The following is a 15036-nucleotide window of genomic DNA, read 5'->3' on the forward strand; positions in this document are numbered from 1 at the left end:
GGTGTAACACCCCCACGCCCCCCGAGATTCCACCACCACCATGCCCCCGACCACACCACCAAACCGACATAGACCAACCATTCGTGACGTCAGTCACGAGGTGGTCTTCACCAGCCAGCTACTGCAGGCCGGTGGGCAGGGCACGGTGGGTGCGTAACACCGAGCCACCCCAGCATTCGCAGATCGGCAGCTACCCGCCATCGCACCGACGCCGGTCGCCGGTCGCCGGTAAACGCCACGTCCCGTAGAGCATCCTAGGAAAATGGTATGCCCGCGACCTACCACCAACTGGCCGTCGAGATCATCCGGACCCGCCCATGCCGAGACGTTCTTGTTGCCCCACTTCGGCGGCGGGGTGACCCCGCTGGTGCCGGCCGGCCCAAAAGTCGGTTGTCGGCGACAGTCACGTCCGGGACGCTTGGCGGCATGTCGTTGTGAGGGCAGCACCTTCGTCGCCGCCACGCCATCGCGGTCGGCGGCCGTCCACCCAACCCTTGGCGAGAAGTGAGCGTCCTTGTCTGTTCCACCCGTCCGGCCGGAGCCCCGGCCGGCACCCACCCCTGCCACCGTCACCGTCTTCACCTCCCCGACCAGCTGGGTCGAGTCCGAGGCCGTTGACCAGTGCCGCCAAGTGGCCGCCCTGGACGGCATGGTCCATGTCGCCGGAATGCCGGACCTACACCCCGGCAAGGGCGCCCCGATCGGCGCCGCGATGACCTCGACCGTGCTCTACCCCCATCTGGTCGGCTCCGACATCGGGTGTGGCATCGCCGTCTTCCCGATCGCGCTGAAGCGGGTCGTACCAGAGCGGCTCGCCGCCCGCTTTCCCGACCTGGACCGCCCGCTCGACCCGGACCGAGACGCCGACGACCCGGCCTGGTCCGTGCTGGACGGTGACATCCCCGCCGGCCACCTCGACGGTCTCGGCACCGTCGGGCGGGGCAACCACTTCGTCGAGCTCGCCCGCGTCGGCGAGGTCCTCGACCCAGGCCACGCCGCGCGACTCCGGCTCACCGCCGGCGACACAGTCCTCGTCGTCCACAGCGGATCCCGCGGCCTCGGCGAGCGGATTCTGCGTGCGCACACCGAGCAGCGCGGCGCCGGACCCGCCGAGGACCCGGCCGCGTACCTGGCGCGACACGACGACGCCGTGCGCTGGGGTTCGCTAAACCGGCGGCTGCTGGCCGCCCGAACCGCGATCGCGCTGGGTGCCGAGCCGACGGCGCCGATCGTGGACCAATGCCACAACCTGGTCGAGGTACGCGACGGACACTACCTGCACCGCAAGGGCGCGGCGCCGGGCGACGGCCGGGACGTGCTCGTCGCCGGCACCCGCGGCACCCCGTCGTACCTGGTGGCCGCGCACGCGGGCGCGCAGGCCAATCATTCGGTGGCGCACGGGGCGGGCCGCAAGATGTCCCGGGCGGACGCGCTGCGCCGAGGCCGGGCCAAGCACACGGTCAAGGAGTTACGCCGCACCCCGCTGGGTTCGCTGGTGGTCTGCGGCGACCGGCAACTGCTGTTCGAGGAGGCGCCGACCGCGTACAAGCGGATCGAGCAGGTGGTCGGCGACCTGGTCACCCATGGGCTCGCCACCCCGGTGGCGACCACGGTCCCACTGGTCACCTACAAGACCCCGGACGTGGGGGGCACCCAGCGCGGCGACCGACGACCCGAGCGCCGGCGGCGGGGGCAGCGATGAACCTGCACCTGCTGCTGTCGGCCGGTCGGGGTCCCCAGGAGTGCGCGTGGGCGCTGGCCCGGCTGCTGCGCCGGCTGGAGGCCGACGCCGCCCGCAACAACGTCGACGTGGTACGCCTGGACAGCATCGTCGGCGACCAATCCGGCACCTACCGGTCCGTGCTACTCCGACTCACCGGCGACGGTGTGGAGGCATTCGCCGACGGCTGGACCGGGACGTTGTGTTGGCAGGCGCCCAGCCCCTACCGGGCCGGCCACGGCAGAAAGAACTGGTATGTCGCAGCCCGACGATGCGAGGTAGACGCCCCGGTCACCCCGTTCGCCGAGGCGGACGTGGAGGTGCTTGCCGTACGCACGGGTGGGCCGGGCGGCCAGCACCGCAACAAGGCCAGCACCGCGGTGCGGGCCACGCACCGCCCGACCGGCACCGTCGTCGTCGTTGACACCGAGCGGCAGTTCAGCCTCAACCGCAGCATCGCGCTGCGGCTGCTACGGCAACGGCTCACCGCCGGTGACGAGGCGGCCGGGCGGGCGTTGGTGGCCACCCGAAGGCGCGCCCACGACGAGCTGGTCCGCGGCGATCCGGTGCGGATCGAACGGCCCTGACCGGCTCCAACCGCCGCGACACGGATCAGCGCTTGACCTTGCCCCTTGGGCAAGCAGCACCGTGGTCCGTGCCGGCCACCCGGCCGGCACGAGGAGGATGACACCGTGGAGCTGCTGACGATCGGCGCGTTCGCCCGGGCGGCGCGGCTGACACCGAAGGCATTGCGCCTGTACGACGAGGTGGGGCTGCTGCCGCCCGCGGCGGTCGATCCCGAGTCCGGCTACCGGTTCTACGACCCGGAGCAGTTGACGCACGCGCGGCTGATCGCCCAGTTACGCCGCATCGGCATGCCGCTGGCCGACATCCGTACCGTCTGCGACCTGGAACCGGACGCGGCGGCCCGAGCGGTCACCGACTACTGGCAGCAGGTCACCGCCGACACCGCGACCCGCGCACACCACGTCGCCCGCCTCGTCGCACACCTGTCCCAGGAGGGCCTCACCATGTCCGCAACCAACCCCACCCCGACCATCCGCTACGCCGTCCGCTGCGACCAGGGCAACGGGCGCGACAGCAACGAGGACGTCGCCTACGCCAGCGACCGGCTGCTGGCCGTCGCCGACGGCACCCGGGGCGCCGGCGCCACCGCCAGTAACGCGGCCGTCAACGCGCTCAAGACGCTCGAGCTGACCGACCGGCCCGCCGTTGACCTGCTCGCCATGCTGGCCGCAACCATCGACGACGTCGATCGCACGGTGCACGCCACCAGCACCGACGACAACCAGCCGGCCACCACCCTGACCGCGCTGCTACGTCACGGGACACAACTAGCCTTGGTGCACATCGGCGATACCCGTGCCTATCTGCTACGCGGCGGTGAACTCGCGCAGCTCACCCAGGACCACACCTGGGTGCAGAGCCAGGTCGAGTACGGCAAGCTCAGCCTCCAGGAGGCTGCCGCCCACCCGCAGCGCGCCCTGCTCACCCGCGCGCTCGGTGGTGCCAGCCAGCCCGTCGAAGCCGACCTGGCGCTGCGCACCGCCCTGGCCGGTGACCGCTACCTGCTCTGCTCCGACGGCCTGTCCGCGGTCGTCAGCCGAGGCGACCTGCACACCGCCCTCGCCGAGTCCGGTGACCCCGAGCCGACCGCACAACGTCTGATCGACCTGGCCTATGCGGCCGGCGCGCCGGACAACATCGCCTGCCTCGTCGCCGACATCATCGCCGCGTAGGGCACCGTCGCCGCGTAACGGCGTCGTCAGCACAACGCCGTTACGCGGCGCGCGGAGCCCCGACCAGGCCACCGACTTCTGCAGACCACCTCGGGATACGTCCATCTACATCCACGCCCTGGTCACCCTCTCCCCCGACGCCCAAGCCGAATCGTTCTGTCCTACCAGTGGGAGCCCGCCGCGGGGGCTGGAACCCGGAGATGAGCGATCAGCTGCGGTCGTTGCTACCAGCAAGCGGGACCTGGATGAGCAGCAACGAGTTCACCGAGGCGGTGAGCACGATCAAGTACTACGGCCAGGTCTACCTCGACACCGCCAGCGGCACTGTCTATCTCGTCGTCAAGAACACATAGTCACTGACGGGAAGTCCACGGGCCCGGTAGCAACGTCGGCAGTGGGCACCCCGGTCCAGACCGTACGTCCGAGTCAGCGGGACAGGTCGCCAGGGCGTACGAGATCGGTCTCATACGCCAGGACGACTGCCTGCGCCCGGGTCCCGCAGGTGAAGCCTGGCGAAGATCCGCGCTATGTGGGTCTTGACGGTCGCCGCGCTGAGCGTGAGCTACTGGGCGAGTTCGGTATTGGACAGGCCGGCACCGAGCAGGGTCAGCACCTCGAGCTCACGCGGGGTAAGCGGGCTGAGGTCGTGGTGCGGTGGGCACCGGGGCGGACTCGTGGTGAACCGCTCCACCAGGCGGCGGGTGATCGCGGGAGCGAGCCGGGCATCGCCGGTGGTGCCGAGGCGTACCGCGTTGGCCAGGTGCTCGGCCGGTCACTGGCCATCGGCCGGAGCGACGGACGCTCTTGGGTGGTCTTTCGTTACTGGTGGTGCTGGCCAACGAGGCCAGGGGGCGTCGACGGTGGCGGGAGTTGACGCTGCGGGTTGCGGCGGAACCGGGCCAGGTAGTGGTGGCTGATCACGCGGACGAGGTAATTCGTCAGCGTGACGCCGCGGTCGCGTTCGATCAGGTCCCGGAGGCAGATCGGGAGGTCCTTCGGCTGGTCGCCTGGGAGTGTCTGACCGCTGCCGAGGCGGCGGTGGCTCACCACGGGCGTGCCCGCCCACGAGGCACCGGTGCAGTATCTGGAGTCTATTGCCGAACTCGCGGGGGTGCGGCTGCTGAACCCGGCGCAGCGCGCGGCGGCACTCAGACTCCTCGCTGAGCTACCGGGCATCACGGTGACCGGCACCGTCACCGACCGTGCCGGACGGCCCGGGGAAGCGTTCTCGATCACCTCCGACTTCCATGGCCTACCCACCCAGTACACGGTAATCATCGATCCGGGGTCCGGCGCGTTGCTGGGATACGAAGAGGTGCTGACCAAGACGGCGGGCAGGTTGAACGTGACGATCCCCGCGGTGATCACCAACCGGTCGTACCTGGTCGCCGAGTACACCACCATGCCCCGCTGACAGACTCCAGACAGGACGTTCGGGTCAGCGCAGCGGACGCCAGCTATCGGGCCACTCGCCATCGGGTTTGCCGAGCAGGCCCGCTTCGGTTGAACCGCCACACCGTTACCGCCACACCGATCGCCAGCAGCAGTGCTGCTTCGGCGAAGGCAAGTGTGGAGTGGGTGTCGGCGACCGGCCACGCCCACCAGCGCACCAGGCCACCGCGCCCGGTGCCGAAGAGCGCGCTGACGGTCACCGCGCCGACTGGTGCCAGCGCCGCGAGTCGGGTGCCGATGATCGGGGTGACCAACTGGGCTAGCCCGAGGCACCCGATGAGGTTACGCAGGTATCCGGGACCGAGCTGCCACGAGCCGGTCGCCGAGGTGACGCCGACCAGAATCGCGGTCACCAGCACGATCGTCGCAGCGGCACCCAGGTCCCGAGCGGCCACCAGGCGGAACGCGGTGGCCTCCAGGTCACCGCTGCTGCGGTCGAGGCCATGCCAGAGGAAGACAATCGGGACGAGCGGCAGCAACAGCGCGAACACGATCGGCACGCGCAACGCCCCGGCCAGACTGGGCAGCGGCAGCACCTCACCGCCGATCACCATCGCGGCGGCGAGGCTCCCGGCGAACGCGACCGTCACCGCGGTCAAAGCGCGAGTCCGCCACCACCAGATCACCGGGGCTGCTCCGACGCGAAGGAAGTTGGGTCAAGTCGCGGCTGGGTGGTGCATTCGGCCATCGCTGCGCGGTTGGCGCGATACCAGGCGAGTTGCTGCTCGTTGTCGAGTCGTTGACGCACCCGTACCGCCACTTCGATCTGCTCCGGCGGTGCGGCCGAGTCCAACGCCGATGCCGACGGCGAAGAGCGAGGTGGCCAGCATCGCCCGGCTGTCCGGCTGATAGGCGATCGCGCAGCAACTTTCAAAGGACAGCCCGTTGAGGTGCCGAATCCAGAACGGCTCGACCGCACCTGGGTAGGCCAACCACATGTAGGAGTTGCCCAGGCCGACCGGCAACGCCCCGCTCGTTCATACCTCCGCACCGATCAACTGTGCGTAGGCGTCCTCGGCCCGTCGAGACCGCTCAACGTTTGGCTGAGCCAGCGCCACAAACTCCGGCACCCCACCGTGGAACCGCACGACGCCGTGGTCCAGCACCGCCACCTGCTGGTAGATATCACTGATGTCCTCGGTCTGATGTGTCGACACCAGCAGGTCGACGTCGCTGGCGACCCCCTTGAGCACCTCCCGCAGCACCCGCCGCTGCTGCGGGTCCAACCCGGCCGAGGGCTCATCCATCACGATCAGTTTCGCGTCGTGGACCAGGGTCTGCGCGATCCCGACCCGGCGGAGCTGACCATCGGAAAGCGTCCTACTGGATCGTTCCGCCAGCTCCCGCAGGCCAACCCGACCCAACGCGTACGCCGCGTTGACCCAGGCGTCCCGGCGGTTGAGCCCCTTCAGCCAGCCCGCATAGGCGACCTGTTCCCGCACCTTCAAGCCCGGCATCGCCACGACGCGCTGCGGTAGCCATCCGATCGAACGACGGTAGCGGGACCGGGTACGCCGGGCATGACTGACCAGCCGGCCGATCCGCAGGGTGCCGGCATCTGGCCGCAGCAGCCCCACGATCAGCGACAGCAGCGTGGACTTGCCGGCGCCGTCAGGGCCAAGCAACACCGTCGCACCGGGCTGAAACTCGATGGTCAGGTCACGAATCACCGGAATGCCGGCACGATACTGAAAAGTACAGTCTCTGATTTGTACGGGCATCAGGTGCACCTCGTCAGACCCACGCACCATCGAGGGCCAGTGCCAACCGTCTGATCCACTGCGACTCACCACGATCAAGCACAATGTGGATAAATTTGACTCCGCGCTCAGCGGCGAACACCGCCAGCTTCTCGGCGTGATGAGCATGCGCCGTAATGTGAATCTCGAAGTCCCCCGACACCTCAAGCATCGGCCGAGTGTACGGCGCGGCGCTCAGGCTGGGACACGCCACTGGCGCGCGCCACCTCGCCAACGAGGCTATGGAACATTTGTTCTATTCCTGTTCATTGTCACATCCGTTCCCTACGCTGAGCGCTACCAGCCAGGGGAGGAAGCATGACTACGGCCATCATCGCCTAAATGGCGCGATCCGCAAAAGCTTCTGCTGCACTCACAGACGAACTACGAGCGATCATCGGCAACCGGGACGTACACCAGGCGCAGGCCGCGATTGCGGAGTTCGTTGCCCGGCACCGCCTAACCCGAAGCGACATCGATGCACTGGTGGTGGCGCTGGCCCCGCCCAACGCCAGCAGCGACCTCACGCAGCCTCCGGACGCCACCCCGGCACCCGAAGCCCGGGCCACCACCGCCACCGGGACAAACACCGGGACGGACACAAGCAGTACGGAGCTCGAACGCGACGATGACACCCCGGACAGTGACGTCGGATGGATGTTCGATGACGATCCTGCACCTCCCGTCTTCCTTCCCGCGGATGATGTCGTTGGCCAGGCGTTCGAGGACCTTCTCGGCGACTGGACTCGGACGGGGGGAAGGCTCACCAGTGCAGACGTCGCACTGCTGGCAACCCGGCGAAGCCTCACCGCAGCACAAACCGGAGAGCTACTCGGTCTCTTGGCAGACACCGGTGTTGACCTCCTCGCCTCAGCCGGCACGGGACCGGTCAGGTCCGCCGCAAAGGGCTACGAACTACCCGACGACACGGTTCGCCAGTATCTCCGGGAGATTGGCCGATACGCACTGATCAACGCCGACCGCGAGGTGGAGCTCTGGTCGTTGATGAGGCAGGGCGCAGCGGCACAGGCCGCACTCGACGCCGGCGGGACGGACCTGTCAGCAGCGGACCGCCGGTCACTGCGAGACCGCGCAACCGAGGGGCAGCGCGCCCACACGGCGTTGGTGTGCGCGAATCTGCGACTCGTGGTGTCGATCGCCAAGGCCCGGCAATACCGCCAGACCGGCGTCGCGTTCGCCGACCGCATCCAGGACGGCAACACAGGCCTCATCCACGCCGCCCATCTGTTCGACGGCTCCAAGGGCTACAAGTTCTCCACCTACGCGACGTGGTGGATCAAGCAGAGCATCGAACGGGGCATCGGCAACCACGGCCGGACCATCCGCATACCCATGCATGTCCACGATCAGGTCCAGAAGATCCGGAGGACAGCCCGGAAGTGTGCGGACCGGCTGGGCCGAGAGCCGACGCTCGACGAACTGGCCGACGCTACCGGCATGGAGCCGGGCAAGGTGCAGGCGATGCTGGAGCTCGGCCAACCGGTGCTCAGCATCGACCTGCTCCTCAGCGCAGATGGTGACCTTCGCCTCTCGGACGTCCTCATCCACGACGAGGAGCGCGATGGGCGCACCGACCCGGCGGTGATCATCGAACACGCGACACTGCGCGGCGAGATCGATCGCATTCTCCGCACCGTGCTCCCCGACCGAGCCGCCAACGTGATCCGCCGCAGGTTCGGACTGGACACCGGTGCAGAAGAAACCCTGGACGACATCGCTGCGGACTACGGCATCAGCCGCGAACGCATCCGCCAAATCCAGGAAAAAGCCATGAGCAAGCTTCGGCAGTCTATGGAGACGGCGGCGCTGCGCCCGTACGTAACCAACGAACCGGGGCATGGCACGTCAACGAGGAGGAAGACTCGATGAGCGGCGAGGCGGTGCAGCCGCTTGAGGAGGCGTGCGACGCCTTCGTCTCCTGGCTCGATCGCCGGGTGGTCGCGGCGGGCCGCGGCGACGGCCTGGATCGGCTGGACGTGGCGCCGGCGGAGACCTTTTGGCTGGGGCGACTCACGTGCGAGGACGAGGTGCGTAAGGGCACCGGCGACAGCCGGGCTGAACGGCTGGACCCGTGCGCGATCGGCATCCGGTGCCGTCCCGCCGAGGCACCGCCGTGGTCGATGACAGTGACGGTGCGGGCCCGCGCCTGGCTCAAGGACCCCAAGGATGGTCCGGACCCAGATCGGCGCTGGTGGCGTACCGGTCCCGTCGAGGAGAAAGTCTCCGTCGTGGCCAGCGCCGACGGTGGAACCTTCGGCGCCGAGCAGCTGCGGGATGCCTTCGCCGCAGTGGGTGCGCCGGGCCTGACGGCTGAAGTCCGGGTCGACGTGGAGGATTGGCACCAGGACACCGAACTGGTCGTACAGCTGGTCAACACCAGCCCGGAGAGGTCGCGGGAGCTGACCGACCCGCACCTGTACGAAACGCAGCTGGAGGTCGCGGGTCTCACCACCACCCCGTTCCAGTTGGAGGCCCTGCCGGACAGTTTTCGCTACCACCGCGACGTGCCGGCGTACGGCATCAATGTCGGTGTCGAGGTGCCCGCACCCGGGGTGTTCCGCAGTTCGGACACCACCACGGTGCAGACCGTCCGCCCCGACTACTGGAATAGCAGCCGGTCGGAGCCGACGTTGTCGTTCGAGCAGCTCGCCGCCGACCCGGTTCCGGAACTCACCGCGCTGGTCGATGCCCTCGAAGCGTACGACCATGCCCACTGGTCTTCATCGGTGCTGGCCGCCCGGGAGACGGCTGAGGGCTGGACACCCGATATGCGGGCCGAGGCGGACAAGGCGGCCGCCGACGTGTTCGCCGAGCTCGACCGGCTTCGGACCGGGCTGAAGCTACTGGAGACCAATCGGGATGTCCGCCGAGCGTTCCAGCTGATGAACAAAGCGATCGGGTTGAGCACGAAGGAGCGCGGCTACGACGCCTGGCGGCCGTTCCAGGTTGGCTTCCTGCTGTCTGCGATCCGCTTCCTCGCCGAACCCGCCGATGACGCGAAGTTCGTTGACACCGTCTGGTTCGCCACCGGCGGCGGCAAGACCGAGACCTATCTGGGGCTGTTGTTGACGACGGCCTTCTTCGATCGACTCACCGGCAAGCGTACCGGCGTGACGGCCTGGTCCCGGTTTCCACTCCGGCTGCTGAGCTTGCAACAGACACAGCGCTTCGCCGACGCGCTCGCCGGCGCGGAGCTGGTACGCCGGGATGCGGTGGCGCGTCGGGTAGCCGATGTCAAAGGCGCCCCGTTCAGCCTCGGGTTCCTGGTCGGCCAGGCAGGTACGCCCAACAAGATCGTGCCAAGGCCGGAGGGCGACGAGATCGGTCCGGACAGCCCGGGCGTACCGGACAAGTATCGGGTGCTGCTGCACTGTCCGTTCTGCCGCGACGAGAACCTGCGGATGAAGTTCGACCGGCAACGCTGGAAGCTGGAACATCACTGCACCAACACGCGCTGCCCCTGGAGGCGCGGGGCGCTGCCGGTGTACATCGTTGACCAGGAGATCTTCCGCTTCCTCCCGACCGTGGTGGTGGGAACACTGGACAAGGCCGCAGCGATCGGCCTGCAGCAGGCGATGCGCGGTCTCGTCGGGCCGCCGCAGAAGATCTGCTCGCTCGACTGGCACGGCTTCACCTACGCGACCAGGTCGAAGACACCCAACGGCTGCCTGGTGCCCGACTGTCAGGGGACGCTCAAGCCGCTGCCGATGCCGGCGGAACGATTCGCACCGTCGCTGCGACTGCAGGACGAGTTGCACCTGCTCCGCGACAGCCTCGGTGCCGTCAACTCGCACTACGAGAGCCTGCTCGACTACCTACAGCAGGAGCTGTCCGGCCGCCACGCCAAGATCGTCGCCAGCAGCGCGACGCTCATCGGGTACGACCGGCAGGTCGAGGCCCTCTACCGGCGCGAAGGCCGGGTCTTCCCGCAGCCGGGTCCCCGCTCCGGTGAGTCCTTCTGGACGGTGCGCAGGGCGGAGAAGCTGCGGCGCTTCGTGGCGGTCGCGCCGCGCGGGGTGACGCTGGAGCACGTCAGCGACCGGACCCTGGACGCGTTGCAGCACAGCGTACGCCGACTGGTGGACGAGCCGTCGGTCGTCTGCGCGGAGGCCGGTATCGATCCGAGGTATATCGACGAACTACTTAGCCGCTACGGTACGAACGTGGTGTACGGCTCCACCCTGTACGACATCGAGGCTGCCGGCCGAAGCCTCGGCAGCAACAGCACGGTCGATGGCATCAACGTCGAGCAGCTCACCGGGCAGACCGACTTCGACGAGGTGCGGGGCATCCTCGAGCGCCTGGAGAAGCCCGAGGAGGAGTTCGCGGATCGCATTCACGTGATCGCCGCCAGCTCGATGTTGTCGCACGGGGTGGACATCGACCGGCTCAACACGATGGTCATGCTGGGCCTGCCGTTGACGACGGCCGAGTTCATCCAGACCACCGCCCGGGTCGGTCGTCGGCATCCGGGCCTGGTGTACGTCCTGCACAAGATCGGCCGGGAACGCGACGCCCAGACGTTCCGGCACTTCGACAAGTACGTTCGCCAGGGCGATCGGTTCGTCGACGCCATCCCGATCACGCGCCGCAGCCGGCGGGTCCTGGCCCTCACGCTCCCCGGGCTGGTTTCGGCGCGCACCCTGATGGTGCACGAGCCGGCCAGCAGGCAGCGATTGAGCAGCCCGGCGACGCTGCGCCAGTACGTTCGCGACGCGGAACTGACGCCCGACGTCGAGGCGGCGGCCGTGGCGGAGCTACTCGGTCTCGACGGGCCGGAGGATTCCCTGCACCGGCAGCAGATCGTTGAGTGGCTCCGCGATTGGTTCGCAGACCTTGAGGACCCCGGCACCACGGCACGCTTCATCAGCGAGATCGGCGACCCTTCCCCCATGCGGAGCCTTCGCGATGTCGAGGCCCAAGCTCCGATTCACGACTGAGGGCGGAGGACATGACGAAACTGGGTTCCCGTAGCGGCAGCCAGATCCTGCGCACCTTCCTGCCGGCACAGACGGTTGACCTGCGTGGCGCCATCTACCGGGTCAACGAATGGTCGACCCCAAACCCGATCGAGGTCGACTCCGACGTGGTGCGGTGGAGTCTGTTGACCGAGATCGGCGCGTGGACCGCCAACGACACCGACGGCGGCATGGCCGGGGAGCTGCTACGCAAGGTACCGGTGGAGGTCGTCGAGCTGGATGAGCGCCGTGGCGTGACGGTCGAGAGTTATCCGCGAATATGGCTGTGTCGGGTCTGTAAGCGCATCGGCCGGTCCGCGGAGGCACGCTGCAAGTGCGGCAAACGGAGCTGGGGTCAGCTCCATTTCGTCGGCGTGCACGAGTGCGGAGCGATCACCGAACCCTGGATCCGGCGATGCCCGCAGCACGACGACGTACGGGTGGTGGTGCCGAGGAGCGCCAAGGCCGCGGATATTCGCTTCGTGTGCCCGGTCTGTGACACGCCGACGATGCAGGGGCTGGGCTTCCACAAGAAGTGCGGGTGCGGTGCCGGCACCGTGCGCTGGAACGTGCACAAGGCCCGCATGGTCTATGTGCCGCGGGGCATGGTCCTGATCAACCCGGCTCGGCCCGAGCATCGCGAGAACCTCAACCGCGCCGGCGGTACGCGCAGGGCCCTGATCTGGGTGGTCGAGGGTTTGCAGGTGGTCCCGCCCACCGCGCAGGCTGGCCAGTTGGCCGGGGTGGATGACCACCCGGTCGACCGGCTTCCCCCGACCCGACGTGCGGTGGTCGAGCGGGAGGCCGTCGACATCGCGATGGCCCTGGCCGAGAGTCGCACACCGACGACGGCGTTGCGCCTGCCGACCCCCGACGACCCACTCGAGAAACGCTACCGGGAGAAGTACCCGCCGGCCCTGCGGCGGGCCGGCATCGACGGGCTCGACCTCGTCGACAGGTTCCCGATCCTGAACGCCATGTACGGCTACACGCGGGGCGAGGACGATCCGTCGAAGTGTCGGCTGGTGCCGTTCCGGCGCAAGTGGGGCGGCTACCGGCTCTACGGCAACCTCGCCGAGACCGAGGCGTTCCTGGTCCGGCTCGACCCGATCCGGGTCGCAACGTGGCTGGCCGGTCGCGGTCGCCGGCTGCCGGGGTGGACGCCGGACTGCACCGACCCGGTCATGGCCCGAGTCGCCATCCTCGAGTCAGCCCTGGTTCCCGACAAGCGCGACGATCCGCGGGTGGAGTCGACCGGAGCCGACGTGCTGAAGCTGATTCACACCTACGCCCACCGGCTCATCCGACAGACCGCCGTCTTCTCCGGCATCGAACGTGACGCGCTCAGCGAGTATCTTGTGCCCCATCATCTCGGCTTCTTCCTGTACCCGGCCACCCGGAGCGATTTCGTACTCGGCGGCATGCAGGCGGTCTTCGAGTCGAACCTCGACGACCTGTTGACCGCGTTCGTTGCCGCGGAGCACCGTTGCCCACTGGACCCGGGGTGCGGGATCGGCAGTGGCGCTTGTGCGGCCTGCACGCACCTGGGTGAGCCGTCGTGCCGATTTTTCAATCTCTTCCTGGACCGTGGCGTGTTGTTCGGGCAGAGCGGCTACCTGCGGAGCTGGCCCTGATCCGCAGGCGGACCCGCTGTATGTCGCTGGCGTAGGCACAACACGTTGGACGAGCGCGTTCCCATCGGAGACACCGGTCCGGCGGTGGCAAACCACCTTGCACCGGTGCTGGGTGGTGGGCCATAGTCGTCGCATGATCTCGCACTGGAAGGGCGGCGACGCCCCGGCGCGTTGAGCGCCCCCGCGCGGCACGACGGCGCCGCGAATCCTCAACAGACCGCTCGCCACAGCTCTCCCCACGAACTGTGGCAGCAGGCCAGCTCGATCCGTCAGGAATGGCTAGAACACGCTCTGTCCACCCAGCTGGCCGAGAGGTCGACCGCTGAGCGCTGCCTCGCTGATATCTACGCCCGGACGTCCCGGCCGCGACCCCGCTTCGAGTGGGTCGACTCCCCGAATCAGGCTCGGCCTCGGACCGCCGGCTGGCCCACCCTCGACCAACTCTTCGAACGCGTCCGGGATCCCCGGCCACGCGAGACACCGTCGGTGGCAAGCGATATTGCCATGATCACCTCCCAGCTACGCGGCGCACTGAGCGCAGGCGTCACGCACACCGACCCCGAGCTGTCACCCCTGCGGAGAAGCAAGACCACACAACCATGGCCCGAGCTGGCGCCGCACCAGGCGCTCAACAACGGCGTTCCACTCGCCGTAGTGCTGCACCAGGGCGTGCGAACGGCGCTGCACCGCAGCCTCGCGCACGGCTACTACCTACCCGTGCGAGCCGCTCTCGCAGCCGACGGCCCAATGCCGGCGTGCTGGTACGGGCAGCAGGAGGCGTGCTGGATCGCCTACTACGACGTGCTGCGCCGGCTCAATCTTGCCCGGTACGGGCCGGAGGCGACCGAACACCTCGACATCTGGGCCGGTCTAGCTCGCTCCTGCGGCTGGTGGTGGCCGGGCGAGACCGTCTGTGTCGTGGCCGACCGACCCCAGTCGGTGCGAACTGAGCCAGTCTTCGGGACAGTGCACGACCAAGTCCGACTGCAACCCGAGGGCCTTCGACACCGCGACGGCTGGCAACCACTACTGACCAGGTGAACCAGGGCGACTATCGGCGGGGACGGACAACCCGGTCCGGGCCGGTAGTCGCCCCACACCCGGCGGACCTCGAAACAGCCGCGCGCCGGCAGGAGCCAGCTAGAACACGGCTCATCAACGGAGACAGGGTTCGAACTCACCCACACCACCCCTGCCCGCGGCCGCTTGCGAAAGCACAGACCGCTCGCCGCCCCTATGCCGTGTCGGGCCGGAGCGGAGGTCCACTACAGACGTGGAAGTGCAGATGTTTGGAGTCCTGATACCGACCGAGGTTGGTCAGCACCCGGCAAGCACCCTGCTCCCGCTCAACCCCGCCGGCGACCTGGCGGACCACCTCGAGAACGCGTTGCAAGAGATCCACACTGGCATCGCCGAGGTCAACCAGAGACGGCACGTGCCGCTTCGGCACCACGACGATGTGCACCGGCCAGAAGGGCTTGGTGTGTTCGAAGGCAAGAACCTCCTCAGTCTCTGCCACCACGGCCACTTTCGTTTGGCCACTGAGCGCCTCGTCGCAGTAGAAATCCTCGGTCATCGCACACACTTCCTCACGGAGCCAGGTTCACGACTCATTTCTGATCTTCAAAGGCAGTGACCGTAGCACCCGGATCGACCACGATGTGAGCCGTGACGAAGCCGGCCGCGGACAAAGGCCACCCGCGGCAAGCGTGGGCGAACCGCAATAGGCGAGTCGTGCTTCACCCCGGTCCC

Annotated in this window: 14 protein-coding genes and 1 pseudogene; 9 read left to right on the forward strand and 6 right to left on the reverse strand. The window is 68.2% G+C overall.

All coding sequences use genetic code 11. The annotated features are described in order from the left end of the window. Positions 1-514 precede the first annotated feature (514 nt). From K228_RS0118830 to K228_RS0118845, 4 genes are all read left to right on the forward strand, one after another. Positions 515-1702, forward strand: a complete 1188-nt coding sequence (locus K228_RS0118830; protein WP_025619833.1) for an RNA ligase RtcB family protein — start codon at positions 515-517, stop codon at positions 1700-1702. Next, positions 1699-2307: a peptide chain release factor H gene (gene prfH, locus K228_RS0118835; RefSeq protein WP_025619834.1), complete on the forward strand. Its 609-nt coding sequence runs from the start codon at positions 1699-1701 to the stop codon at positions 2305-2307. The genes K228_RS0118830 and prfH overlap by 4 nt, the downstream gene beginning before the upstream one ends. A gap of 105 nt (positions 2308-2412) precedes the next feature. Continuing rightward, positions 2413-3480 carry a MerR family transcriptional regulator gene (locus tag K228_RS0118840; protein WP_025619835.1) on the forward strand — a complete coding sequence of 356 codons (1068 nt, stop codon included), beginning with the start codon at positions 2413-2415 and terminating at the stop codon, positions 3478-3480. Positions 3481-3680: 200 nt separating this feature from the next. Beyond that, entirely contained in the window at positions 3681-3833 is a 153-nt protein-coding gene (locus K228_RS0118845; RefSeq protein ID WP_155251595.1) for a hypothetical protein, read from the forward strand. A 73-nt stretch (positions 3834-3906) separates the two neighbouring features. On the opposite strand, the pseudogene K228_RS25840 reads toward K228_RS0118845, so the two are convergent. Further along, positions 3907-4246, reverse strand: a pseudogene (locus K228_RS25840) (response regulator transcription factor); the annotation flags it as partial. A gap of 309 nt (positions 4247-4555) precedes the next feature. On the opposite strand from K228_RS25840, the gene K228_RS0118860 reads away from it, so the two are divergent. Further along, positions 4556-4894 carry a hypothetical protein gene (locus K228_RS0118860; RefSeq protein ID WP_245603514.1) on the forward strand — a complete coding sequence of 113 codons (339 nt, stop codon included), beginning with the start codon at positions 4556-4558 and terminating at the stop codon, positions 4892-4894. Between the two features lie 43 nt (positions 4895-4937). Here the strand turns inward: K228_RS0118860 and K228_RS0118865 are convergent, their stop codons facing one another. The 4 genes from K228_RS0118865 to K228_RS0118880 form a co-directional block, all read right to left on the reverse strand. Then, positions 4938-5558: a hypothetical protein gene (locus K228_RS0118865; RefSeq protein ID WP_025619839.1), complete on the reverse strand. Its 621-nt coding sequence runs from the start codon at positions 5556-5558 to the stop codon at positions 4938-4940. Next, positions 5555-5725, reverse strand: coding sequence for a hypothetical protein (locus K228_RS28925; RefSeq protein ID WP_245603515.1), 171 nt, complete (start codon positions 5723-5725; stop codon positions 5555-5557). Before K228_RS28925 ends, K228_RS0118865 begins: the two co-directional genes overlap by 4 nt. A 184-nt stretch (positions 5726-5909) precedes the next feature. Continuing rightward, the gene (locus K228_RS0118875; protein WP_025619841.1) at positions 5910-6602 is read right to left on the reverse strand and encodes an ATP-binding cassette domain-containing protein; all 693 of its coding nucleotides are present in this window, start codon (positions 6600-6602) and stop codon (positions 5910-5912) included. Positions 6603-6666: 64 nt separating this feature from the next. Next, the gene (locus K228_RS0118880) at positions 6667-6843 is read right to left on the reverse strand and encodes a hypothetical protein (protein ID WP_155251596.1); all 177 of its coding nucleotides are present in this window, start codon (positions 6841-6843) and stop codon (positions 6667-6669) included. Positions 6844-7013: 170 nt separating this feature from the next. On the opposite strand from K228_RS0118880, the gene K228_RS0118885 reads away from it, so the two are divergent. From K228_RS0118885 to K228_RS29660, 4 genes are all read left to right on the forward strand, one after another. Then, entirely contained in the window at positions 7014-8561 is a 1548-nt protein-coding gene (locus tag K228_RS0118885) for a sigma-70 family RNA polymerase sigma factor (protein WP_025619843.1), read from the forward strand. Then, entirely contained in the window at positions 8558-11632 is a 3075-nt protein-coding gene (locus K228_RS0118890; RefSeq protein ID WP_025619844.1) for a helicase-related protein, read from the forward strand. The genes K228_RS0118885 and K228_RS0118890 overlap by 4 nt, the downstream gene beginning before the upstream one ends. Before the next feature lie 11 nt (positions 11633-11643). Beyond that, positions 11644-13284: a hypothetical protein gene (locus K228_RS0118895; protein WP_025619845.1), complete on the forward strand. Its 1641-nt coding sequence runs from the start codon at positions 11644-11646 to the stop codon at positions 13282-13284. A 486-nt stretch (positions 13285-13770) separates the two neighbouring features. Further along, positions 13771-14325, forward strand: a complete 555-nt coding sequence (locus K228_RS29660; RefSeq protein ID WP_245603516.1) for a DUF6745 domain-containing protein — start codon at positions 13771-13773, stop codon at positions 14323-14325. 193 nt (positions 14326-14518) lie between these two features. Here the strand turns inward: K228_RS29660 and K228_RS0118905 are convergent, their stop codons facing one another. After that, positions 14519-14860 carry an HIT family protein gene (locus K228_RS0118905; protein ID WP_025619847.1) on the reverse strand — a complete coding sequence of 114 codons (342 nt, stop codon included), beginning with the start codon at positions 14858-14860 and terminating at the stop codon, positions 14519-14521. Between the last annotated feature and the right edge of the window lie 176 nt (positions 14861-15036).

It is taken from the genome of Salinispora cortesiana (assembly GCF_000484695.1).
Lineage (GTDB): Bacteria > Actinomycetota > Actinomycetes > Mycobacteriales > Micromonosporaceae > Micromonospora > Micromonospora cortesiana.

Coding starts and splice junctions, on each gene's coding strand:
- prfH (WP_025619834.1), top strand. CDS start 1,699: ATGAACCTGCACCTGCTGCTGTCGGCCGGTCGGGGTCCCCAGGAGTGC.
- K228_RS0118845 (WP_155251595.1), top strand. CDS start 3,681: ATGAGCGATCAGCTGCGGTCGTTGCTACCAGCAAGCGGGACCTGGATG.
- K228_RS0118880 (WP_155251596.1), bottom strand. CDS start 6,843: ATGCTTGAGGTGTCGGGGGACTTCGAGATTCACATTACGGCGCATGCT.
- K228_RS0118885 (WP_025619843.1), top strand. CDS start 7,014: ATGGCGCGATCCGCAAAAGCTTCTGCTGCACTCACAGACGAACTACGA.
- K228_RS0118890 (WP_025619844.1), top strand. CDS start 8,558: ATGAGCGGCGAGGCGGTGCAGCCGCTTGAGGAGGCGTGCGACGCCTTC.
- K228_RS0118895 (WP_025619845.1), top strand. CDS start 11,644: ATGACGAAACTGGGTTCCCGTAGCGGCAGCCAGATCCTGCGCACCTTC.
- K228_RS0118905 (WP_025619847.1), bottom strand. CDS start 14,860: ATGACCGAGGATTTCTACTGCGACGAGGCGCTCAGTGGCCAAACGAAA.